This is a genomic window from Sulfurovum sp., assembly GCF_041562805.1.
Taxonomy (GTDB): Bacteria; Campylobacterota; Campylobacteria; order Campylobacterales; family Sulfurovaceae; genus Sulfurovum.
The window spans coordinates 1-20,833 of sequence record NZ_JBFFOH010000001.1; the positions used below are offsets into that span (position 1 = coordinate 1).

Sequence of the window (20,833 nt, forward strand, 5' to 3'; positions counted from 1 at the left end):
ATTTTACATTGACAAAATTACATCAACTTCCACAGATGGGTATTTCAAATAATACATCCAATAATGAGAATGATGTTGAAGTGGTAGATACTGACATTGTGGAAAAAGATACTTAACAATACAGGATTCTGTCATTGCTTAACAAAGGGTATTGTAATTATATACTTTGGTTAACATAATATAAATTCTATCAAAAAAGTAAATCTATCCTCCTTCATGTATTTGTATCTACGTTAAGTGAATTTTGAAAATGTAAAAAATGTCAAAATGAAGGTAAATATTGAAAATGAAATAAAATCTTTTAACCGTTGTTTTTTGCTAAAAAGTTAGAAATCTACAAAAAACAATAAAATCTATAAATCTCACTATTCTACATAAAGTCTATATTGTCAAAAAAAGTGCAGTTTAAAATTTAGCCTCTTTCTGTAAGCACATTTTTAAAATTAATTTAGGCGATCAAAAAATAAAAAATCTCATTTGGTGTTTGATCAATATGTAAAAGAATATTTATTTTAAAATAGCTAATTAGCTTCTCAGTTTATAGACCTAAATAGTCTACATATTTTTTGTTGTATTGAGTTTATAAGACTTTGGATTAAAAATAGCAGAAAAATAGGCAAAATATAATATTTATTAGTATTAGTTTAGTAGCTCTTCTCAGTATTTCTCTTTGTTTGACTACTTGAAATATACAATGCTCCACTAGGGCCCTTAAAAAGGTGACATATAGCAGTATGAATGAACAAGTGTTCTTTAAATAAATATACTTCAAGAGATAAAGTGAACAAGTGTTCTTTTAACTTGGGTGGTAAAATATAATAAGAGAACAAGTGTTCATAATATTGAAAAGGATAGACTTGACAAAAGAACACTTGTTCACTATAATATCATCAAAGGAGCTTCTATGAACGAGCAGAGCGTTACTTCTTCCCTATCCAAAGGAAGTAAAACCAAAGACAAAATACTTAAATATGCCCTTAAACTCTTTGCAACCAAAGGATATAAGGCAACTACAGTAAGAGACATAGCAGGAGCCATAGGTATCAAGCAAAGTGCCCTCTATAACCACTTTAAGAACAAAGATGAGATACTTGAAACGCTAGTAAGTGAACTTACCTCCTCTGCAATAGTGACTATATTTGATGATAAGGAGGCCTCAGAGCTCCATAAACAAGGAAAGTCACTGCTTATGTCCATTGCCACTACTTTTAAGCTTATAGGCTTTGACGGGCAAAATGAAGCACTTTTAAAGCTACTGATGCAAGAGATATACAAAAATGAGAGAATAAGAGAGATCTATAATGAGTATTTCTACCAGGAGAACTTTAAAAAGCTTTCAAGCCTCTTCTTTATGATGATGCAGGATGAGATGATAAAGTCTTCTGACCCGCTATTATTGGCAAATGAGTTCTTTTCACCCCTATTTTTCTATCAAATGCAGGTTTCTTTGCTAAAATTAGATAAAAAATCGACCTCTTCAGTTGTTTCTATGTTTGAAAAGCATGTAGATTTCTTCTGGGATAATATAAAACTAGATAAACAAGAGACGCTATTTTAGGAACATACTAAATAATATTAAGGAATATAATGGAAACAAAAGTAGATCATTTTGCAGATAGATCAAAATCTTGGGACATGAACAGTAAGCGCGTACAAAATGCTAAAGGGATAGCTGAGTTAATAGTAAATAATATAAAACTAAACAAATCCATGGAAATTATGGATTTTGGTGCGGGTACAGGTCTTTTGAGCTATTTTGTTGCACCCTATGTAGAGAAAATAGTTGCGGTAGACAATTCTCCTTCTATGCTTCTGGAGTTTCAAAATAAGTGTGGACAGTTCTCATGTAATACTGAAGTGATAGAGAAAGACCTGAGCACAGATACCCTTGATAGAAAGTTTGATGGCATTATTTCTTCTATGACAATTCACCATCTGGAAGATATCCCCGCCCTCTTTTCAAAATTCTATCATATGCTAGATGATCATGGATTTATTGCTATTGCTGATCTAGACAGTGAAGATGGTACTTTCCATAGTGATAATACTGGAGTATTTCATTATGGTTTTGACCGTGAAATGCTTGCCAGGCATGCTATGGAGGCGGGATTTAGGGATGTAAACTTCATTTTTGCCAATAAAATCTCTAAACCTCATGCTGAATTTACTGTCTTTTTGATGACAGCGATTAAATAATATTAGAGAATATTAATATGAGGCAACTATGGTTCATGGCTATCTTTATTCCCGTACTTATATGGTCTTTTGTTTTTCCTAAGGACCAATTTACATGGTTTTTAGAAGTATTGCCAGTATTTATAGCATTATTCATTATGGCACTTACCTATAAAAAGTTTCCATTGACTCCCCTGCTTTACACCCTGATTTTAATTCATATGATTATATTGATGGTGGGTGGTCATTATACCTATGCAGAAGTTCCACTGTTTGACTGGATCAAAGAAGTTTTTGAACATAGTAGGAATAACTATGATAAAGTAGGTCATTTTGCACAAGGTTTCATCCCTGCCATACTTGCGAGAGAGATTCTCATACGTAAGCACATTGTACAAGGTACAAAAATATGGTTAAATTATATCATTTTGAGTATTATTTTGGCATTTTCTGCATTTTATGAACTTCTAGAGTGGTGGGTGGCTCTAGTTGTAGGCGAAGATGCTGAAGCCTTTCTTGGCACACAAGGTTATATCTGGGATACACAATCAGATATGGGATATGCACTGGCTGGGGGCATAGTGGCATTATTACTACTTTCAAAACTGCACGATAAGCAACTATCACAGGTACTTCCTGAGGATGTTAATACACTGTAGGAGTTAAAATCTAATACGATAAGCAACATATGCTGCACTAAGAAATTACTCTACCCTTACACACTTCTCAGTTCGTTCTCCATCAGAAGTGGTCCAGGTGAATGTATCGCCATTCTTCTGAAGGCAAATAGATATATTTTTATCTTTATCCTCATAGTCATAGCAGAAGGCACCAAAGCCTCTATCAGCGTGGAAAGTCTCACCGTCTGCAGTTATAACTGTAATACTATGTGATTCTACACTCAAGAAAGCATTCTTGCACTCATATAGCTCTGCAGACAATAATGATGATGATAGAAGCAGAATGATCAGTAATGTTTTCATATGTGAATTATACCGTATTTACTAGATAGTTCTAAAGCTATTTACATTTGAAATACAGGGAAACCTCTGTTGAATCAGCTGCAGTTCTTACTGGTTTAACTCTTTGACTTACAAATACATATTTCTTTCCTTTTTTAGTACAATAATTATGAGCCTCATTTAGGGCTTTATTTTGCATTTCACTTAATGAGTCAAAACCATTATCATCTATTAGTAATATTTCATATGTTCCATGATTATATTTTTTCATTGTACTTTTGCTACTACATCCAAGAAGAAATAAGCTAAAACCCAACATAATTAAAAAACTTCTCATAACAACCCCTATATTGTTTCATTAAAGTAGTTTATAAACTATTAACTCCGAAAAATCACCATCACCACCCTAGTACCTACTAACAAGTCCCTAAATTAGGATTGCTAGTATATTATATGGGATATACGTTATTTGGAGGGTGATTATAATTGTTGTTACTTGCTAAATTACACGATAAGCAGAAAATTCACTACTTAATGGAGATGATATGTAGAGTTTATTTATTTTGGTATAGCCACCATGCAGAGACCATGATAAAAATGGATGTAATTATTATAAATTTCATTTTTCCCATGAAAGTGAGATCTTCTCCACACCTGTAACACGTTTTACTTTCTGGTATGACTTTGGCACCATAGTCACATCTCTGTTTTTTCATTTATTTACTTGGTTATCAAAACAATAGAAAGGTTTATGATACTCATTATGATCACAGCCAAGACAATGGTTTTATCTTCTTTATTCCAATCAAGCACATTCATCAGTTTTGGTAGTATTCTTCTCATTACCTACGACCCTTTTTGTTTGAATATAACACTATAGCATTATGGATGTCACATTTCTGTAACATCTAACTCCCTTTAGGCAATATTTTCGTCAGAGCCCAAGAGATTTCGTGCTCTCATAACATCTTCGAGTGAGCCTTTTTGCAATACTTCACTAAATTGAAAATCAGTTACATAGCACTCACCATAGGCTTCTCTTTCTCTAGTACAACTGCTTATATATAGACTTTCATCTTTTGATATACAGTCATTCTGTAGGCTTTCTATAGCTGATATTTTTGATATTTTTTTCACACAATATCCCTTTCTTTTGAAAAGAAGTATAACACTGTGTGTGTCATATTTCTGTCACATTAAAACTTTAAACAAATGAGATATCTTTTATAGTAGCGTAGATCAAGAAAATATTCTTCACAATTACTTCACACTTCATGTATATAATTGTGCTACAATTAATTACATTCAAATAAGGATCTAACATGAAAAAAACACTATTAACATTAGGTACATTGGCACTTATGACTTCTCCTTCATTATTTGCAGTTGAAGCTACGCAAACGAATTTAAACACACAACTTCAAACACAACAAAGATTACAAAATGGTACTGGCGCAGGTACGGGAAAGAAACAATACAAACATCAGTACAAATACCAGAATAAATACCAAGGGACAAACGGTAATAAGATGCAAGGTAATGGAAATGCAATAGGTACAGGACAAGGTAAGGGGCAAGGAAATGGTCAGGGCAAAGGTCAAGGTAATATGTCAGGAAATGGGCAAGGTAAAGGCCAAGGAAACATGTCTGGAAAAGGTCAAGGCGGTGGAAAAGGTAACGGCGGCGGTATGAAAAGCGGCGGTGGTAACAAAGGCGGTGGCGGAATGAAAGGTGGTAGAGGTGGTGGTGGAAGTAAGAGATAATCGTACCATCCAAATACTTCAAAGGGTATTTATTTTAAGTACCCTTTCTAACGCTTCTTACTCCTTTTAAATAAACATTTTTACGTATATATTAATTACTTCATGAGTATATCATAGTTATCACAAGCAGTTTTGTGTCCATCATCACAAGCTTTCTTCCAAAGTGCTTTTGCTTTTGAATAACTTCGCTTTACGCCCAGACCTTTTGCATACATCAGACCTAGGTTAGAACATCCTTTAACATATTTTCCATCACAGGCTTTTGTATAGAACTTTACAGCATTGGCATAATTCTTCTTTATACCTTGTCCTTCTGCATACATTAACCCCACATTATAACAGCCGCCGGCATAACCTTTATCACAGGATATTTTATAAAACTTCAAAGCTTCATTATAGTCTTGTTTGACGCTTTGTCCGTTCTCATATACAATGCCGACATAGGAGCAGCTTGTAGCATCTCCGGCAGCACAAGATTTTTTTAAATCGTCAAATTCACTTGCACTCAAACTTGTACTCAGGACAGGTAGTAGCATGAGCATTGTTAGTAGTATGTTTCTCATTGCTTGTCTCTCCACTTGTTCAATAGTAAATTATACTTTTAATTCTTTAAGAGTTAGTGTGCATAGTTGTTTTAAGAAATTATTTTAAACTATCTTAGTGGCTGTAAGAAAGATGTACTGTTTACCCGTAAGTGTGACTCTGTACTTATGTTGCTGTAGGTACTTTTTACAGAAAATAACATCATTAAAAAGTAGTGACATTTCACTCATCGCATAATTGGGTGCTTTGGCTCCGTAGATCATCTCACCTCCTACCCACCTACTGTTTGGAAAACCCAAAATAATGGCAGAATCTTTTTCCAGGTAGTTTTGTACTAATGACATAAAAAAAGGTTTGAAGTTGATACTCGGACTTTGAAGCGTGCCTATACTAACAAGAAGGTCAAACACTCCAAGGTTTAAACGATCCAAGTCATTGATATCATGTGTATAAAATATTACATTTTCTTCAGGAAAGCTTGTCTCAGCACAGGATATGGCTGTTTTAGAATGGTCTATACCTATCAGATTCATGTTTTGATATTTATCAATATCTAAACTGTTTCTAATAACACTAAACTCATCACCAGTATTGATGCCAAGATTTAGGACACGTGTTCTTTTGTCTAGTTTGGCATTCTGTAAGGCTTGGCTATAGTAGTAAAGAAAGGCTGGTTCTTCCATCTTGTTTATTTGTGAAAAGTGAGAGTCTATACCATACTTTTCCTCTTTTGAACTCTGAAATTCTGTATGAAAAGAACTATGTGTCTCCAGTTTTTCAAAACGAAGTTTTATCAGTGGGTAAGTACTTTTTTCAGGTGTCATCATTTTGCACATCAAAAGTTCTGCCAGGTCAACCCATGATTTGTAGCTTCGGTAAAGATAGCTTGTGCCATTTATGTCTGCTTTCTCCCCTGCATACCCCTTTCCAAGATCTGGATCAAGTACTTCAAAGCTGATGCACTTTCCTGCTTCACACTCATTTACCTGTGTAGTCAGTGATATGATGATATCTTGCATGGATTGAGTAGTAAATATCAAAAGTGAACTCCGTATCTATATATAATATTATTTAGTATAATACTAATGTGTGTCTTGGTAAGAAGTATTTTATCATAGATGTTTAAAATGGGAGTTTGTAGGAGACAGACAGTATTCCCACGATTATGTGGGAAATACCGTAGTATGAACCAATATGTATACTGGTTTTAACAGCTTAGGGACAATTCCCTGATGGACAATTACCTTTGTTTTGCATTCTCTGGTTTTGATGTGCACTGAATTCCTCTTGACTTATGACACCATCCTTATTCGTATCTATATCTGAAAAGGTAGGTGCATTTCCTGCATTTCTCATCATACCATTACCTTGACCCTTACCTGGACTTGGACAATTTCCTATTGCACAATTTCCTTTGTTCCATTTCTTCATCTGCTCTGTTTGATGTAAACGGAATTCTTCCTGGTTTAATGATCCATCATTGTTTTTATCCATCTCTGTAAATGCTGGCGCGTTTCCTGCATTTCTCAGCATTTTACCCTCTTTGGCTTTCTGATTCATACGTTTTGCTCGTGCTTCTTCCAATTCACTTTGTGTGATCTTACCGTCATTGTTAAGGTCATATTGCTCAAACGTAGGTAGGTTCTTCATACAGTTTTGTCCCCCACCCCTCATGCCTTGACCCTGACCCATACCTTTACCCATACCTCGCGTATTCATATATTTTTGTCGTTCGTCCGGACTCATAGTTTGTATACGCTTTTGCATCTCTTGTTGAAAATCTGGACGATCATCTACGGGAACACTTCCTCGCATATTCATCATATCTTCTGTGCTCATTTGAGAAAAATCAGCAGCCCATGCAGCAGAAGCTAACAGCCCTATAATTAATAATCTTTTCATCGTTTGTTCCTGTAATTCATTGGATTCATTCCTCTATGGAGGAAAGTTGGATTATTTTACTCTAAGTATGTGTAGTGAATGTGTAGAGTAAATATAATAATTCTTATGAATTTATATAATTTTTTGATATTATATAAAATATCTTTAGCTGAACGATACAATCTGTCCAGTTAAGGAACTATAAAAGGTTTCTATGAAGTTTTCAAAAATAATACTTTTTTTCACACTGACACAGGTTCTATTCGCAGAGAGAATGGAAATTACCTCTGCCTCCATGGAGGCAGAGGATCAAGAAGTACGCTTTATAGGTAATGCCAAAGTACAAATAGATGACAGTTGGTTACATGCAGATAAAGTTATCGTTTATCTTGATGAGAACAATGAAACAAAAATGTATGAAGCTACAGGATTAGTGAGATTTAAGATTAAAAATGAAAAACATTCTTTTAACGGCCGTGCAAATAAAGTGATCTATGATAAGTGGAAATCACTCTATGTGTTAAGAGGTAAAGCAGTTATAGATAGTAGTGATTTTGTGATTAAACGTCATGTTAAGGGTGATGAGATCACACTTAATGTGATGACCGGTAGGATGAATGTAAAGGGTGGTCCTATTGATACGAAATTTTTTATAAAACTACATGACTTCAAACGCGCGTTTGGGTTATAGATTGTACTTTTCATACAGTATGCATTAATGTGTAGATGATGGGTTTATACAACTTTTTGATATGATGTTGATTATCTTTACAGAAGGAATCTCTAGTGTCAAAGCATGATCTCATAGTAGTTGGTTCCGGAGCAGCGGGTATGATGGCTGCCATTACTGCTGCACGTGTGGGCAAGTCTGTGCTTCTTCTAGAAAAACTCTCCAAAATAGGGGCAAAACTTAAAGCCACAGGCGGTGGACGCTGTAACCTGACCAATACACTCTCAAATGAAGACTTTATGGCTCGTTTTGGTCGTGATGGACGTTTCATGACCCCTGCTTTAGAAGCCTTGGATCATAAAGAACTTATGTCATTCTTTAACGAGCTCGGTGTGGAGAGTCATGCACCCGATGGTTACCGTGTTTTTCCCATTACTCACAGCTCTTCGACTATCATTAATGCTATGGAACAGGAGATGCAAAATCTTGGTGTGAAAGTATTGTGTTCTCAAAAAGTAGAATCATTAGAACATGATGGTGTAAAAGTTACGGGTGTACATACACATACTGATACTTTTAATAGTGATGCTGTAGTCATCGCTTCTGGTGGCATGGGGTATCCTGTACTTGGCGCTGAAGGTGACGGCTACCCAATGGCAGAGTCCGTTGGACATAAAGTGACAGATCTTTATCCTGCGATGATGCCACTTAAAACCAAGGATAAATGGGTAGGAAACTGTAGAGCAGACACCATTGCAAAGGTCGCTATGCACGTTAATATGAAAAAATATAAAAAACTTTCTGCCAAAGGGGATCTCATCTTTACTAAAGATGGGATACGAGGTCCTGTGGTTTTGGATTTCTCCAGAGAGATCACCCCACTTTTGAGTAAGTTTGATGAAGTACCTGTACTTGCTAATCTTACAAAAGGGTTGAACGAGGAAGAGATACGTGAACATTTTAAACAAGAGTTGGCAAATGATCCTCACCGTAATACACTTCAACTGCTTCAAACTCTGCTTCCTGAGTCTGTAAGTATAGAACTTTGTCAACTTGCTGAAGCAGACCCTGCCTTAGCCTTGAGTAAACAAGTGGGAGCAACCAGGGACAAACTTATCAAACTTCTTGTTTGGACACCGCTTACTATAAACGGACACGACGGCTTCAAAATGGCTATGATCACAAGAGGAGGCATACATCTCAAGGAGATAGACCCCTACACGATGCAAAGTAAAAAAATAAATGGACTATACTTCTGTGGTGAAGTCATGAATATCGATGGTCCCTGCGGTGGGTATAATTTACAATGGTCATTTGCCAGCGGCTATTTAGCAGGTAAATTGGGATGATCGATACTTATATCTTTATCTTATAGTAATTATAAGTATGTTTGGTTATAATTTAATCCATATAGGAATACCTCTCTGGAAAATTTAATTATAGGAACAGTCATGAAATTAAGAACAATAGCGACAATGGTATTTCTGCCAATGTTTTGTACGGCACAAATATCGCAGATAGATTTAGCACCGGTTGTAGAGAAAGCAGTTAAAACGCAAAATGTAGTATTTGACTGTTCAAGCGCAGATAAAAAGTATGTAGCTTCCAGACTAAGGCTTATAGATATGAGCATTAAAGAGTATGTTGCCAATGGAACTCCTTATAATGTTGTAGTAACTATTCACTCTGGCTGTACAGACATTGTTTCAAAAAAGATTGCTGATGATGACAAAATGATGAAGAATGTATATAAAAAATTAGAGATAGTCTCAAAACATGAAAATGTTTCTATAGAAGCCTGTCAGATAGCTGTAGACAGATTTGGCATAGAGCATAATGAACTGCATCCTTTCATTTCACTGGTACCAAACTCCATTACCAGGGTGATATCTCTTCAGAATGACGGTTATGCTTTTATACCGTTTAGTAAATAGTAGTATTGTTTTTTCTCATTTCCATTCGATAGATGGATGTGCGAGAAAATGATAGTTTAAACATCTTCCTCAAATCTCCTCTGAAGCCTAAACTCTTTAAAATGTATGTAAATTATAAGAGGATACTTTATGCCATTTACTGATCTCCAACTTTCATCTCCTATTATTCAGGCACTTCAAGATAATAACTATATAGAACCTACACCCATACAAGAGAAGGTTATCCCTCTTGTCATTGACCAGCATGATGTGATGGCAAGGGCTCAGACGGGAAGCGGGAAAAGTGCAAGTTTTGTTTTGCCTGTTTTGGAGCTTTGGTCTAAGAATGTAAGTGAAGGAAAGTCAAAGATAAAAGTTTTAGTGTTAACCCCTACCCGTGAGCTTACACTTCAGGTGGCGGAGTATTTTTCTACTTTTGGGGTACATTTACCTAGAAAACCCAAGGTGGTTTCTATTATAGGTGGGGAAAGTATAGGTGATCAACTTTTTGCCATACAGAAAGGGTGTGACATTCTTGTGGCAACCTCCGGAAGATTTTTGGATGTACTACGTAAAAAACAGATGAATCTCTCACATCTTGAGTTTTTAGTACTTGATGAAGCAGACAAGATGTTGAATCTTGGCTTTTCTGAAGAGCTGGATCTCATTTTGGAAGCCATACCTACACAGCGTCAAAACCTTTTGTTTTCAGCAACCTACCCTCAAAAGATGCTTGATATCGCTTCAAAGATCACACAAAATCCTGTTGAAGTAAGTTTTGAAGATGAATCCCCTACTGTAGAGAAGATAGTCCAAAGGGTCATAGAAGTAAATCCCGAAAACCGTGGACCGGTACTCAGACTGCTTATGAAGCAGGAAAAATGGAAATCAGTGCTTGTTTTCATGACAAACAAAAGAGCTACAGATAACATTGCTGAGAAGTTTAAAAAACGCGGGTACTTAGCAGAGTCTTTTCACGGTGACTTGACGCAGGAAGACCGTAACTATACGTTAGAACAGTTCAAGGCCAAGAAGATACAAATCTTGTTTGCCACCGATCTAGTTTCAAGAGGATTAGACATTGATGACATCAGTTGTGTTATAAACTATGATCTTCCGCGTTCTCCTGCTGACTATATACATCGTATAGGTAGAACAGGAAGAGCTGGGAAGGATGGATTGGCAGTGACATTCATAGGGCATGAAGAGAAAGAGCATTTTAAATTGATTGAGAAGCGTAGCAATATCAAGCTTGAAAGAGAGCAGATAAAAGGATTTGAACTTAAAGGGGAAGCACCTATCAAAGAGAAAGGCAAAGCCCCTGTCAAAGGCAAAAGAAAAAGTAAAAAAGACAAGTTAAGAGAACAGGCACTCAAAGATACAAAATAAAGAATAAGTTAATATGCTATGATCTCTAGCGTACAGAAAAGTTCTGTAACGCTTTTAACTTTTCCTCATACATCGCACTCTTAGCTGTGTCACATATCTTTTTAGTGTAATAGACCAATCCTGAAACAATTTGCATATCTCCTGTATGTTTTGCATAGCTCTCTTCAAGAACCTTTATGGCCTCTTTAGGGTTTTCTTCTCCTATAGATACAGCATAGACATAGCTGAAAAGTGGATTATCTTTATCTAGCTCTACAGATTTTTTAAGTTCTGGGATGGCTTTTTCTGTCTCTTTATTACGCACATACAATAATCCTAATGCGTGATGAAAAATGGCTATATTAGGCACATTGTCTAAACCTTTTTGTAAGATCTCAAATGCTTTTTTGTTTTCCCCTTGTTGGACTAGAAAATTACTGTAATTGATGTAAGCTGGAACAAACTGTGGTTGAAGACGCATCGCTTCTACATATGCTTTATCTGCCTTTTCAGGCATTTTGAGATTGACATAGAACATTGCTAATGATAACTGTGTTTCAGGACGTTCTGCAGTAAATAAAAGTACTTTCTCATATTCATCAAATGCTTTTTTAACTACCTTCTTCTTTTCTGCGTCTAATTGTCCTAAAGGGAAAGCAGACAGTTGTCGTGCTGCTTCCATTCTAACTGTTTATACAGGATCAGACAGCATCTCAAAAGTCTTTGATAATGTCCCATGTTGTATGGTAACTTTTCGTCTCCACATCATAATTCTTTTTTAGGTTGGTACTGTGACAGTCTGCACACATGTAGTTCCAGTTAAAGTTTTGTCCTGTCCAGTACATCCCCAGCTGTAACGTTATCATCTACATGAATGTGGAACCAGCGTTGTCCACCCTCATCTTTACTGCGGCTATCCCAAGCGATGTCCATGACCTGTATATTTCCTTTTGGAAATTTGATCATATACTGCTGAAGAGGATAGATGCCAAAGGTATCACTTTTATGGAATTAATAGATTCTATTTTATCAAATAGATGATGTTAGTCAGCACAATTTTTATTTATAAATAAGAATTTGCCGAAAATCGATACTGAGAAGTACAGATAAATTCATAATATAGGGTAAAGATCCTGCTGTTTCCATCAACTAAAAATCATTTAAGTCAATGCTGGATTTTGCATAGTTTGAAACATTGCTTTCAAAGAAATTACTTTTTACTTCATTCATTTCAAGATGTTTTGTGACAAGCTTTTGCAAGTAAGTTGTATTGCTTTGTTCAAAGATGGGGGTAAGTCCTATTTTTTGAAGCCTGTCATTAGCATAGTTATAAACAGTTTGTTCCATAAGTTCAGGAGTGATTCCCATAATAGGAAATTGTGCTAAGAGATATTGTCCATACTCTAACTCTATTTTAACGGCATCTTCTATCATAGTGTAGGCAGCATCTATGGTACTGGTTTGAATCTTGTTTTCTTTTTGGATGGTTTTGAAAATGTTCGCAAAAAGAGGCAGATGGGTATTGAGTTCATCTCTAGCGATGAACTTGATCATGTCTCTAGCACCTGGTACTTTATCTCCAAGCAGATAAATGTAAGAAAAACCTAAAAGAAAGTAGATGCCTTCTAAGTTAACACTTGCCATGGCAGAGAGTAACATCTTGTCTACTGAACCACCTTCTATATATTGGGCGAATTGTTCTGCTACTTGTTGATTTTTTCGGTTAAGGGCATCATCATATTTGTAGAGGTTAAAGACTTCATCGGAGTTACCACAGGCATCAAGTAAAACGGCATAACTCTTAGAGTGGTTCACCTCCTGCATAATTTGAAGAGAGAGTACAGACTTGACTAGACGGTTGTTTGCTAAACGTCTAAAGTCACTAAGGTACTCTTCTTGGGCAGAGTCATTGAAACTTAACTGTGCGAAGGTCATTTTATAGATGGATTTTTCATTATCGGTGAGTTTATCAAAGTTTTTTTTCTCAGAGCTAGTATTGACTTCCGAAGGAAACCAGGTATTGGCATTCATAAGGTCATAGATGTTAGTGTCCCATCTGTATTTGGAGCGGTTGAAGTCTACAAATCCGGTGGGTGAACCACCAAATATTTTTTCATCAAGTATCTCTTCTCCGTTGGGATTATAGTAGTGATTTACATTCATGATATACTCTCCTAGATAAGGTAGAATATTATATCTTTTTACTTATACTAATGACTTGAGATGTATCAACTAAAGCTGAAAGTTAAAATGCAATTTTTTAAGGTTTTTATTTTCAATGCATCAGCTTATGTAATTTACCTTACTTCCCTCTATCCTCAAATTTTTGCATCTCTTTATCATATTCTTTTTTGAGACGTTCTTGTAAATTTGCTTGCGCTGCTTCTTTTAGCCGAGCGTTCTCTTTTAGCAATGCTTCGATCTTTACATCTTTTTCTTTGATAATCTCAATATATTCATGACAATCTGATTCTACTATGGTCTCATAATAAGTGTGATGATGAACACCATACAAATTATTAGGCCTTACGATCGGTTTGGGTCTTATTGGCTTTTCTGTCTCTATTGGTGGTTTAACAATTGGTCTTTGATCTAGAGATGGGATCAATTTGATACCTGCATCGTATGCATTAAGACTAACATTAATTCCTACGAGTAATATGGCTATTAATAATATTTTCTTCATTTTCCCTTCTTTATGTTTTAAGATCTGTTCATACAGCTATAGAGGGTTTATATTTTTTGGTAAACCTTGTTATTATCCTCCTGCGCTTTCAACAGTGTTTTTCTTAACTGTTTAAGTTCACTTATAAAAGCTATTGTATCAAATGTTTTTTGTTGGCTTGACAATAGCGTTTCTAATTCACGCAGTGATTTTAAAAATGATGGTTGGACTTCCTCTATACCCCGAAATCCAAGTCTTGATAATTTGGGGGAAGAAACTTGAAGCCAGAAGTAGAAGTTATCATAAAGTGTATTTACATCACCCTCCTCACATGCATCAAGCAGACTTTTAAAACGTCCCTCTTCACTCTGTATATAAGCAAGTTCTTGCTTCTCTCTCCATCTTTTGATATATGGGTATATTATATAGAGTGCAATGTGAAGTATAAACGCAAAAAGTATAACAAATCCCCAAGGTTTATCATTTTTTACTTCATTTGAAAGTGTGTAAGAGTCAGCAGATCTGGGATTGTGTAGAGCCTGAGTCTTTTCTCTATGTAAGGTCTCACCTAACCAAATAAATGTTTGAGAAGGGATACTTGCATTTCCCTCTTTTATAGCCACAAATGTAAAAGAGTCTGTAGGTGTAGCGATCGAGAGTAATAACTTTTTATATCAATCCACCATTTTCGCATTCAAAAAACCAGGATAATCTTGAACATTTAGCTGATCCATATTCGCTGGATGCGCAATGATTTTTCGAATATTGATGATAGGTATAAGTACAATCTGCACACCTTCTATGACAAGCTTTAGCATATCATCTTCTATAATCTCTTTATATCGTTTCATTCCCGTCATGGCACTTGGTACATTTGTCGGTTCGATGATGTTGTACTGTTCTTGCTGACCGTCTGTATAGACAATGGTGAGTTTAGTCATGTAAAATCCTTTTTAAAATTTGAGTTTAATTTTCTACCGGATATTTCAATGATACTATTTTTTAGCTTTAGTTAGAAAAGTATGTTAGTGGTACTTATCTTGCAGATACTTCTGTTATAATATTTTTTTTACTACATCACATATTTTGACAAGGATATATTATGGATAAGATGACACAAAGAGAAGAAAAAGTAAATCTTGCAATAGAGATCGCTATTAAAGTGGGTCTTTTGGCTCTAGTTATCTATATTTCCTATTTGATTGCTAAACCTTTTATGGCGATAGTGGTTTGGGGTATTATTATTGCTGTAGCACTCTCTCCCGTGATTGACGGTTTGGAAAAACGTTTTGCACATCGTAAGAAGATCATTATAGGGCTTACTGTAGTCATTATCGCTGTATTGTTGATACCGACGTATATGCTTTCAGAAAAGACGATCGAGTCTTCTCAAACACTTGTCCATGCATTGAAAGATGGGAATGTAACGATTCCTCCACCAACTGAAAAAGTAAAAGAGTGGCCACTTATAGGTGAAAAGGCATATACATTCTGGGATTCAGCATCAAAGAATTTGAAAGAAACATTAGCACCTTTCAATGAAAGAATTAAAAAGCTGGCTGAATCTGTTTTCACTTCAATGATGAGTGGTCTTAGTACGATTTTGATGTTTGTCGGTTCTATGATCATCGCAGCAGTATTTCTTATAGGCAGTGAAGGGGCTACAAAGTTTTATACTGATCTTTTACGTCGTTTAGTGGGAGATAAAGGTCCAGAATGGGCAAATCTATCTACACTGACTGTACGTAGTGTTGTTACAGGGGTACTCGGTGTGGCATTGATACAAGCGGCATTTGCTTTGATCGGTTTAATGCTGATGGATGTGCCTTTGGCTATGGTTTGGGCAGTAGGTATTATGTTCTTGACAATCATTCAGCTACCTGCCCTGATTATTATTGGTCCTATTGTTGCTTATGTCTTTTCTCAAGGAACTGGTACAGCAGAAGTGGTTTTTACCGTTTATATGCTCATAGTAGGAGCCAGTGATGGTGTGTTGAAACCGATGCTGATGGGTAGAGGTGTAGATATACCTATGCTTGTCATTCTTATAGGTGCGATCGGCGGTATGATACTGATGGGGATGATAGGACTCTTTATAGGGGCTGTTATCTTTGCTTTAGCGTACAAACTTTTTGGGCTCTGGATGGATGGGGTACAAGACGCACCAGATAATGCAAAATAAAATTTAGTATAGTATTGGTGCCCTTGTATGAAAAAAATTACTTATGAGAATAATTTTATCTATCTTTGTATTTCTTTAATAGCTTTACTCTTTTCTGCTGCTTTGATCCACGAGTTTCCTGGAACTTGGGGAGAGGAGTTTTTTTCTATAGTGACTATACTCATGTTTATAGTAAGTATTAAAAGTTTAAATACTGAGATGAAATGGAAAAAATTAGTATATATTTTAATTGCACTACTTGTACTTATCACTGTGCTTAGTAAGATATTTGTATTGAAATATATAGTCTATCTCAATCTCTTTATACTTTTATTCTTTTTTATCGGATCATTTGAATCTGCATATAAACAGATACTTTTTGTAGGAAAAAAAATAGATAGAAATAAAATCATAGGTTCACTTTCTCTTTATATCCTCTTAGGATTGATTTGGACAGTTGTCTATCTTCTTCTTTTAGTGATGGATCCAAATGCATTTAGTGGGATAGAACCTGGTACCTGGCATCAGACTTTTTCAAGAGCAGCTTACTATAGTTTTGTGACTTTGACTACGCTCGGGTATGGTGATATCTTACCAACAAAACCTATTGCTGAGTTTTTTGTTTATATGGAAGCCATTATTGGTGTGTTCTATATGGCGATCATCGTGTCCAGTCTTGTGAGTGTCGCACTTTCCAATTATGTTAAAAAAGATAACTAGTTGCAGACAGTTATAGAAAAGAAATGTACATTATGGGAATCCTTCTCAGGTATACTTCTTTTTTCACTCTCAGATAAACTAAAGTTCTCCATAAAAGCTTCTTTAAGTATGGCTTTGGCATATCTGATCCCTCTTTCTCAAGGATGGTCACAAGCATCTACTGCGGCTATTACAGTGATGCTAATCGCTGCGATGGGTTCAGTGAGTGAGTCAGTACTTAAAGGTGCAATGCGTGCACTTGGTACGATAATTGGAGCGATTATAGGTATGACACTCATCGCATATTTCCCACAAGATAGAATGTTATTTCTTATTAGCTTGTCTATTATCGTTGCAATTCCTCTTTATTTGGTACGTGCTTATAAAGGTGATCCTAGTATTTTTATGCTGACTGCTATGACTATGATGATGGTGTTTAAAAATGGTGAAGTCGATGATGTTTTTATCTATGGATTAGACAAAACCTATATGACGATTTTTGGTATTATGGTTTATATGGTAGTGGGTGTATTCCTTTGGCCTATAAACGTTGAAGATACAACATCAGACAATGCACTTAAACTTTCTGAAGTACAGTTGCAACTCTTTTTGGATAGAAATGCTTCTAAAGAAGAACGAGAAAAATCTTTAGCTTTGCTCTTCGAAAATGAATCTTCATTGGAGCAGTCCACTATGGATACAGGCACGGCTTCTATAGATATGAAACAGTGGCATAGTATGATATACAATTATAAAAATATAAATGGATATCTTACCCTACTCTCTATGCATGATAGAGAAGAGTATACAGACAGCTTGGAAACATATATTCCTAATTATAAAATTTTAGAGAATGAGATCTCTTTACTGTTTAAAGGGATCTCACTTGCATGGGGAGATCAACAGGAGATCACTATTCCTGAAGAGATAAAACCTGAATATCAGACAGAGATGATTAAAGATTTATCTCATCTAGATAGAGCATCTCTTATTACGACTATTCAAGATATGCAAAAACTTCATGAAGAGTTACGGACATTGGCAAGAAAGTTAAATCGTATACATAGTCCTCTTCCTACCTTTTTTGATAGTGAAGTAATACCTGAAAATAGACGTTTTCTTTGGGGTGATATAGAACACTTGAAAGGTGCTTTAGTAACGTTCATCATTTTTTGGGCAGCAACTTTTTTTTGGATACAGATAAACCCTCCGGGAGGATTTATGATTGTAGCCTTAGCTACAGGGCTTAGCGTATTAACTACCTTTACTCCTATCAAGCCCTCCATGCTTATAGTGGTGTTTACTTTTTCTTTTATATTTGCCACCTTTATGTATATAGTTGTCTTACCTAACTTACACTATGGATGGGAGTTGGGACTCTTTATTTTTGTATATAGTTTTATCTCTTTCCATCTTATCAATCCTAAAATGACTATCTTCTTTTTGTTGGGTTTATTTACCTTAGGTATTGCCAATACAATGTACTATGATTTTGGCATATTTCTTTTGGTCCTATTGACGTTTTACCTTTTTCTTATGCTTCTTCATATTTTTTACTATATACCGTTTTCAACGAGACCGGAGCATCTATTTATTGAGATGAAAAATCGTTTTTTTAGATGTACTCAAATGATGCTGGAAAGAGGACGAAAGGGACAAGAAGGCCAAGAGTCCTGGCTTGTTAACCTGTTTGCAAAGTACAGTGAAATACATCTTATGAGTACGGTAAAAAAAATGCAACTTTGGGCTAATGATGTGGATACAACATATTTTGACACTATTGATAAAGAAAAGCTTTTGGCATTTACAAAAGAGGCTGAAAAATTTGCTTATTTAGTTGAGCTATTGTATCATAGAGACTTAATGAGGAAAAACAATCCTTTGATACAAATATTGATAAAAAATTATACACTACCCTACTTATCTGATCTATTGGGTGAATATGCCAAAGGAAAAGAGCTCAAAGATGTTGATACCTTTTGGAAAGATAAACAACAGATAGTACATGTTGTTGAAGAGAGTTTGTCCAAAGTATTAGAAAATATTGATTTTGAATTATATAGTCGAAAAGATATTGCAGAGCTATATGAAAATATCTCTTTACGCAAAAATGTATGGTTATCACTTTTTCATTCTCAAGAGTTGATGGAAGAACTTAATCTTAGTGTACTCAAACAAAGTAGGTTTTAATGGATAAAATAAAAAAAGTAAATATGATATATAAAATACCAAAAATCGGGCTTTCTGCCCTCACTCTAATGATGCTAAGTGGTTGTGTAAAACTTGGACCGGATTTTACAGGTGTAGATGCTCCCCCGCTTCCTCAAAATTGGACACATGGCAGTAAAAAAGAAAACTCTGATGCTATGGCACAGTGGTGGAAAACTTTTGATGATCCCACACTTAATACTTTGGTACAAAAAGCCTATGCACAAAACCTTGATATAAAGAGTGCCGGGTTACGCATTCTACAATCTCGTGCTGCATTGGGGATAATCAAAGGACTAACCTACCCTCAACTGCAAACACTCTCAGGAAACGCAGCGACAACACGTAACAATGGGAATAGCTTTGAAGTGGCTGGTCTTAATTTTGATCTAGGCTGGGAGATGGATATTTGGGGCAAATATGCAAGAGGCATAGAGTCTTCAGAAGCAAACCTCTATGCAACAGTCTCTTCATATAATGATATTATGGTCTCTGTTATTGCAGAAGTGGCACGTAATTACATCAACTATCGTACTTCAGAAGAGCGTTTGGCATACGCTAGACGAAACGTGGCTATACAAGAACGTGTGACAAGAATGACTGAGGTACAATTCAATTCAGGTAATGTATCTGAACTCGATATGCAGCAGGCAAGAACCCAACTCTATAATACACGTTCAGCACTTCCTTCTTTAGAACTTTCCAAAGTCAAAGCACGTAATGCTATTGCTCTTTTGTTGGCTATGAATTCAAACGAAGTAACCAGATTACTTTCATCTGGACGTAAAAAGTATGCTGATACCACAAGTAAATATATTGACCAGAATAAAAGAGGTGCTATCCAACTCAAAGAAGGCAGTAATGATCTACTGAATGTTAGGATGATTCCTAGTGCGCGTTTAAACCCGCATAACAAGATAGATGCAGATTTGATTACAAGAAGACCTGATATAAAAGTAGCAGAATATAAAGTGCACTCGAATAGTGCTCTCATAGGTTCAAAAATGGCAGAACTCTACCCAAGTTTCTCTTTGTTTGGAAATATTGGATATAACACCAATGATGCTACTGGTTCATGGATATCTGGAAGTGATGCTTTAGGTGTTGCCATTGGGCCTGCTTTTTCGTGGAATATTTTTCAGTATGACCGTATAAAAAATCAGATACGTTTACAAGATGCTGTATTTGAAGAGAGTCTAGTAAATTACAATAAAGAAGTACTCTCTGCAGTCTCTGAAGTCTCTGATGCACTGAATGGTTATATATTGACAAAGAAACAGCAAGATGAAAACAGAAAAGCAGTGGATGCGACAGTACGTGCATTTAATATATCAGTCATTCAATACAATGATGGATTGGTCAATTATCAGCGACTCCTTACGACCGTTGAAAAACTTACCTCTACACAAGATAGATATGCAACCATCAAAGGAAACCTAGCTATCAATGCTATTTCACTCTATAAAGCATTGGGTGGAGGATGGCAGATGAGTAAAGGAAAATCGTATCTTTCTGCTGATACTGCAGCAAAAATGAAAAAGACGGTAGATTGGGGTAAATATCTCGATGACAATATGACACGACTTCCTGAAGGAATGAATAATGACTAACAATTACCCTCATGAACTTTCAGTTGGTGATGTCTATTTCTCTCCTATGTTGCTGGTCATTATTTTAGCTTTTTTAGCAGCAGGTCTTACAGTACTTGTTTTAAATAAATTAAAAGTCTCACGTTCCATCGTTGCACCATCTTATGTATTTATAGCTATTATGGCACTCTATATGGTCTTAATAGATGCATTTTGGATTAAATTTTAAAGGTTAT

General features: G+C 35.6%; 25 protein-coding genes. 13 read left to right on the top strand and 12 right to left on the bottom strand.

The genetic code is table 11. The features are described 5' to 3' along the window. The first annotated feature begins 904 nt into the window (after window positions 1-904). From ABYK33_RS00005 to ABYK33_RS00015, 3 genes are read left to right on the top strand one after another with little or no spacing between them, the layout of a single operon-like run. Window positions 905-1,558: a TetR/AcrR family transcriptional regulator gene (locus ABYK33_RS00005; RefSeq protein WP_373030841.1), complete on the top strand. Its 654-nt coding sequence runs from the start codon at window positions 905-907 to the stop codon at window positions 1,556-1,558. Window positions 1,559-1,587: 29 nt separating this feature from the next. Further along, window positions 1,588-2,196, top strand: a complete 609-nt coding sequence (locus ABYK33_RS00010; RefSeq protein ID WP_373030842.1) for a class I SAM-dependent methyltransferase — start codon at window positions 1,588-1,590, stop codon at window positions 2,194-2,196. Between the two features lie 35 nt (window positions 2,197-2,231). Next, a complete protein-coding gene (locus ABYK33_RS00015) occupies window positions 2,232-2,834 on the top strand; it encodes a DUF2238 domain-containing protein (RefSeq protein ID WP_373030843.1) in 603 nt (200 codons plus the stop codon). Window positions 2,835-2,879: 45 nt separating this feature from the next. Here the strand turns inward: ABYK33_RS00015 and ABYK33_RS00020 are convergent, their stop codons facing one another. From ABYK33_RS00020 to ABYK33_RS00035, 4 genes are all read right to left on the bottom strand, one after another. Beyond that, window positions 2,880-3,158, bottom strand: coding sequence for a hypothetical protein (locus ABYK33_RS00020; RefSeq protein ID WP_373030844.1), 279 nt, complete (start codon window positions 3,156-3,158; stop codon window positions 2,880-2,882). Window positions 3,159-3,195: 37 nt separating this feature from the next. After that, a complete protein-coding gene (locus ABYK33_RS00025) occupies window positions 3,196-3,474 on the bottom strand; it encodes a hypothetical protein (protein WP_373030845.1) in 279 nt (92 codons plus the stop codon). Between the two features lie 383 nt (window positions 3,475-3,857). Further along, entirely contained in the window at window positions 3,858-3,980 is a 123-nt protein-coding gene (locus ABYK33_RS00030; RefSeq protein WP_373030846.1) for a hypothetical protein, read from the bottom strand. 75 nt (window positions 3,981-4,055) lie between these two features. Further along, window positions 4,056-4,274 carry a hypothetical protein gene (locus tag ABYK33_RS00035; protein ID WP_373030847.1) on the bottom strand — a complete coding sequence of 73 codons (219 nt, stop codon included), beginning with the start codon at window positions 4,272-4,274 and terminating at the stop codon, window positions 4,056-4,058. A gap of 185 nt (window positions 4,275-4,459) precedes the next feature. Here ABYK33_RS00035 and ABYK33_RS00040 point away from each other — a divergent pair, with 185 nt between their 5' ends. After that, window positions 4,460-4,900 carry a hypothetical protein gene (locus tag ABYK33_RS00040; RefSeq protein WP_373030848.1) on the top strand — a complete coding sequence of 147 codons (441 nt, stop codon included), beginning with the start codon at window positions 4,460-4,462 and terminating at the stop codon, window positions 4,898-4,900. Window positions 4,901-4,995: 95 nt separating this feature from the next. Here the strand turns inward: ABYK33_RS00040 and ABYK33_RS00045 are convergent, their stop codons facing one another. From ABYK33_RS00045 to ABYK33_RS00055, 3 genes are all read right to left on the bottom strand, one after another. Beyond that, the gene (locus ABYK33_RS00045; protein ID WP_373030849.1) at window positions 4,996-5,463 is read right to left on the bottom strand and encodes a tetratricopeptide repeat protein; all 468 of its coding nucleotides are present in this window, start codon (window positions 5,461-5,463) and stop codon (window positions 4,996-4,998) included. A gap of 84 nt (window positions 5,464-5,547) precedes the next feature. Further along, window positions 5,548-6,483 (bottom strand): methyltransferase domain-containing protein, encoded by a 936-nt coding sequence (locus ABYK33_RS00050; RefSeq protein ID WP_373030850.1) that lies wholly within the window; start codon window positions 6,481-6,483, stop codon window positions 5,548-5,550. Window positions 6,484-6,658: 175 nt separating this feature from the next. Next, window positions 6,659-7,345, bottom strand: a complete 687-nt coding sequence (locus ABYK33_RS00055; protein ID WP_373030851.1) for an EF-hand domain-containing protein — start codon at window positions 7,343-7,345, stop codon at window positions 6,659-6,661. Window positions 7,346-7,538: 193 nt separating this feature from the next. Between ABYK33_RS00055 and ABYK33_RS00060 the strand changes: the two genes are divergently transcribed. From ABYK33_RS00060 to ABYK33_RS00075, 4 genes are all read left to right on the top strand, one after another. Further along, entirely contained in the window at window positions 7,539-8,015 is a 477-nt protein-coding gene (locus tag ABYK33_RS00060; RefSeq protein ID WP_373030852.1) for an LptA/OstA family protein, read from the top strand. Between the two features lie 95 nt (window positions 8,016-8,110). Then, a complete protein-coding gene (locus ABYK33_RS00065) occupies window positions 8,111-9,343 on the top strand; it encodes an NAD(P)/FAD-dependent oxidoreductase (protein ID WP_373030853.1) in 1,233 nt (410 codons plus the stop codon). 102 nt (window positions 9,344-9,445) lie between these two features. Then, entirely contained in the window at window positions 9,446-9,928 is a 483-nt protein-coding gene (locus tag ABYK33_RS00070) for a DsrE family protein (protein ID WP_373030854.1), read from the top strand. A 129-nt stretch (window positions 9,929-10,057) separates the two neighbouring features. Continuing rightward, window positions 10,058-11,296: a DEAD/DEAH box helicase gene (locus tag ABYK33_RS00075; protein WP_373030855.1), complete on the top strand. Its 1,239-nt coding sequence runs from the start codon at window positions 10,058-10,060 to the stop codon at window positions 11,294-11,296. Between the two features lie 25 nt (window positions 11,297-11,321). Here ABYK33_RS00075 and ABYK33_RS00080 read toward each other — a convergent pair whose 3' ends face one another. The 5 genes from ABYK33_RS00080 to ABYK33_RS00100 all read right to left on the bottom strand — a co-directional run bounded on the left by ABYK33_RS00080 (window position 11,322) and on the right by ABYK33_RS00100 (window position 14,881). Then, window positions 11,322-11,957 carry a tetratricopeptide repeat protein gene (locus tag ABYK33_RS00080; RefSeq protein ID WP_373030856.1) on the bottom strand — a complete coding sequence of 212 codons (636 nt, stop codon included), beginning with the start codon at window positions 11,955-11,957 and terminating at the stop codon, window positions 11,322-11,324. 467 nt (window positions 11,958-12,424) lie between these two features. Further along, complete coding sequence (locus tag ABYK33_RS00085) at window positions 12,425-13,438, bottom strand: ribonucleotide-diphosphate reductase subunit beta (RefSeq protein ID WP_373030857.1); 1,014 nt, start codon at window positions 13,436-13,438, stop codon at window positions 12,425-12,427. 139 nt (window positions 13,439-13,577) lie between these two features. Further along, entirely contained in the window at window positions 13,578-13,961 is a 384-nt protein-coding gene (locus ABYK33_RS00090) for a hypothetical protein (protein ID WP_373030858.1), read from the bottom strand. Between the two features lie 47 nt (window positions 13,962-14,008). Then, on the bottom strand, window positions 14,009-14,563 hold the full coding sequence (locus tag ABYK33_RS00095) for a hypothetical protein (RefSeq protein WP_373030859.1): 555 nt from the start codon (window positions 14,561-14,563) through the stop codon (window positions 14,009-14,011). Window positions 14,564-14,614: 51 nt separating this feature from the next. Continuing rightward, on the bottom strand, window positions 14,615-14,881 hold the full coding sequence (locus ABYK33_RS00100) for a hypothetical protein (protein WP_373030860.1): 267 nt from the start codon (window positions 14,879-14,881) through the stop codon (window positions 14,615-14,617). 161 nt (window positions 14,882-15,042) lie between these two features. Here ABYK33_RS00100 and ABYK33_RS00105 point away from each other — a divergent pair, with 161 nt between their 5' ends. Genes ABYK33_RS00105 through ABYK33_RS00125 form a run of 5 tightly spaced genes read left to right on the top strand, consistent with a single transcriptional unit; the run spans window position 15,043 to window position 20,826 of the window. After that, window positions 15,043-16,122, top strand: a complete 1,080-nt coding sequence (locus tag ABYK33_RS00105; protein WP_373030861.1) for an AI-2E family transporter — start codon at window positions 15,043-15,045, stop codon at window positions 16,120-16,122. Window positions 16,123-16,149: 27 nt separating this feature from the next. After that, window positions 16,150-16,821, top strand: coding sequence for a potassium channel family protein (locus ABYK33_RS00110; RefSeq protein ID WP_373030862.1), 672 nt, complete (start codon window positions 16,150-16,152; stop codon window positions 16,819-16,821). Next, window positions 16,822-18,990, top strand: a complete 2,169-nt coding sequence (locus ABYK33_RS00115) for an FUSC family protein (RefSeq protein WP_373030863.1) — start codon at window positions 16,822-16,824, stop codon at window positions 18,988-18,990. After that, window positions 18,990-20,618 (top strand): TolC family protein, encoded by a 1,629-nt coding sequence (locus tag ABYK33_RS00120; protein WP_373030864.1) that lies wholly within the window; start codon window positions 18,990-18,992, stop codon window positions 20,616-20,618. The genes ABYK33_RS00115 and ABYK33_RS00120 overlap by 1 nt, the downstream gene beginning before the upstream one ends. Continuing rightward, window positions 20,611-20,826, top strand: coding sequence for a DUF1656 domain-containing protein (locus ABYK33_RS00125; protein WP_373030865.1), 216 nt, complete (start codon window positions 20,611-20,613; stop codon window positions 20,824-20,826). Before ABYK33_RS00120 ends, ABYK33_RS00125 begins: the two co-directional genes overlap by 8 nt. Window positions 20,827-20,833 lie beyond the last annotated feature (7 nt).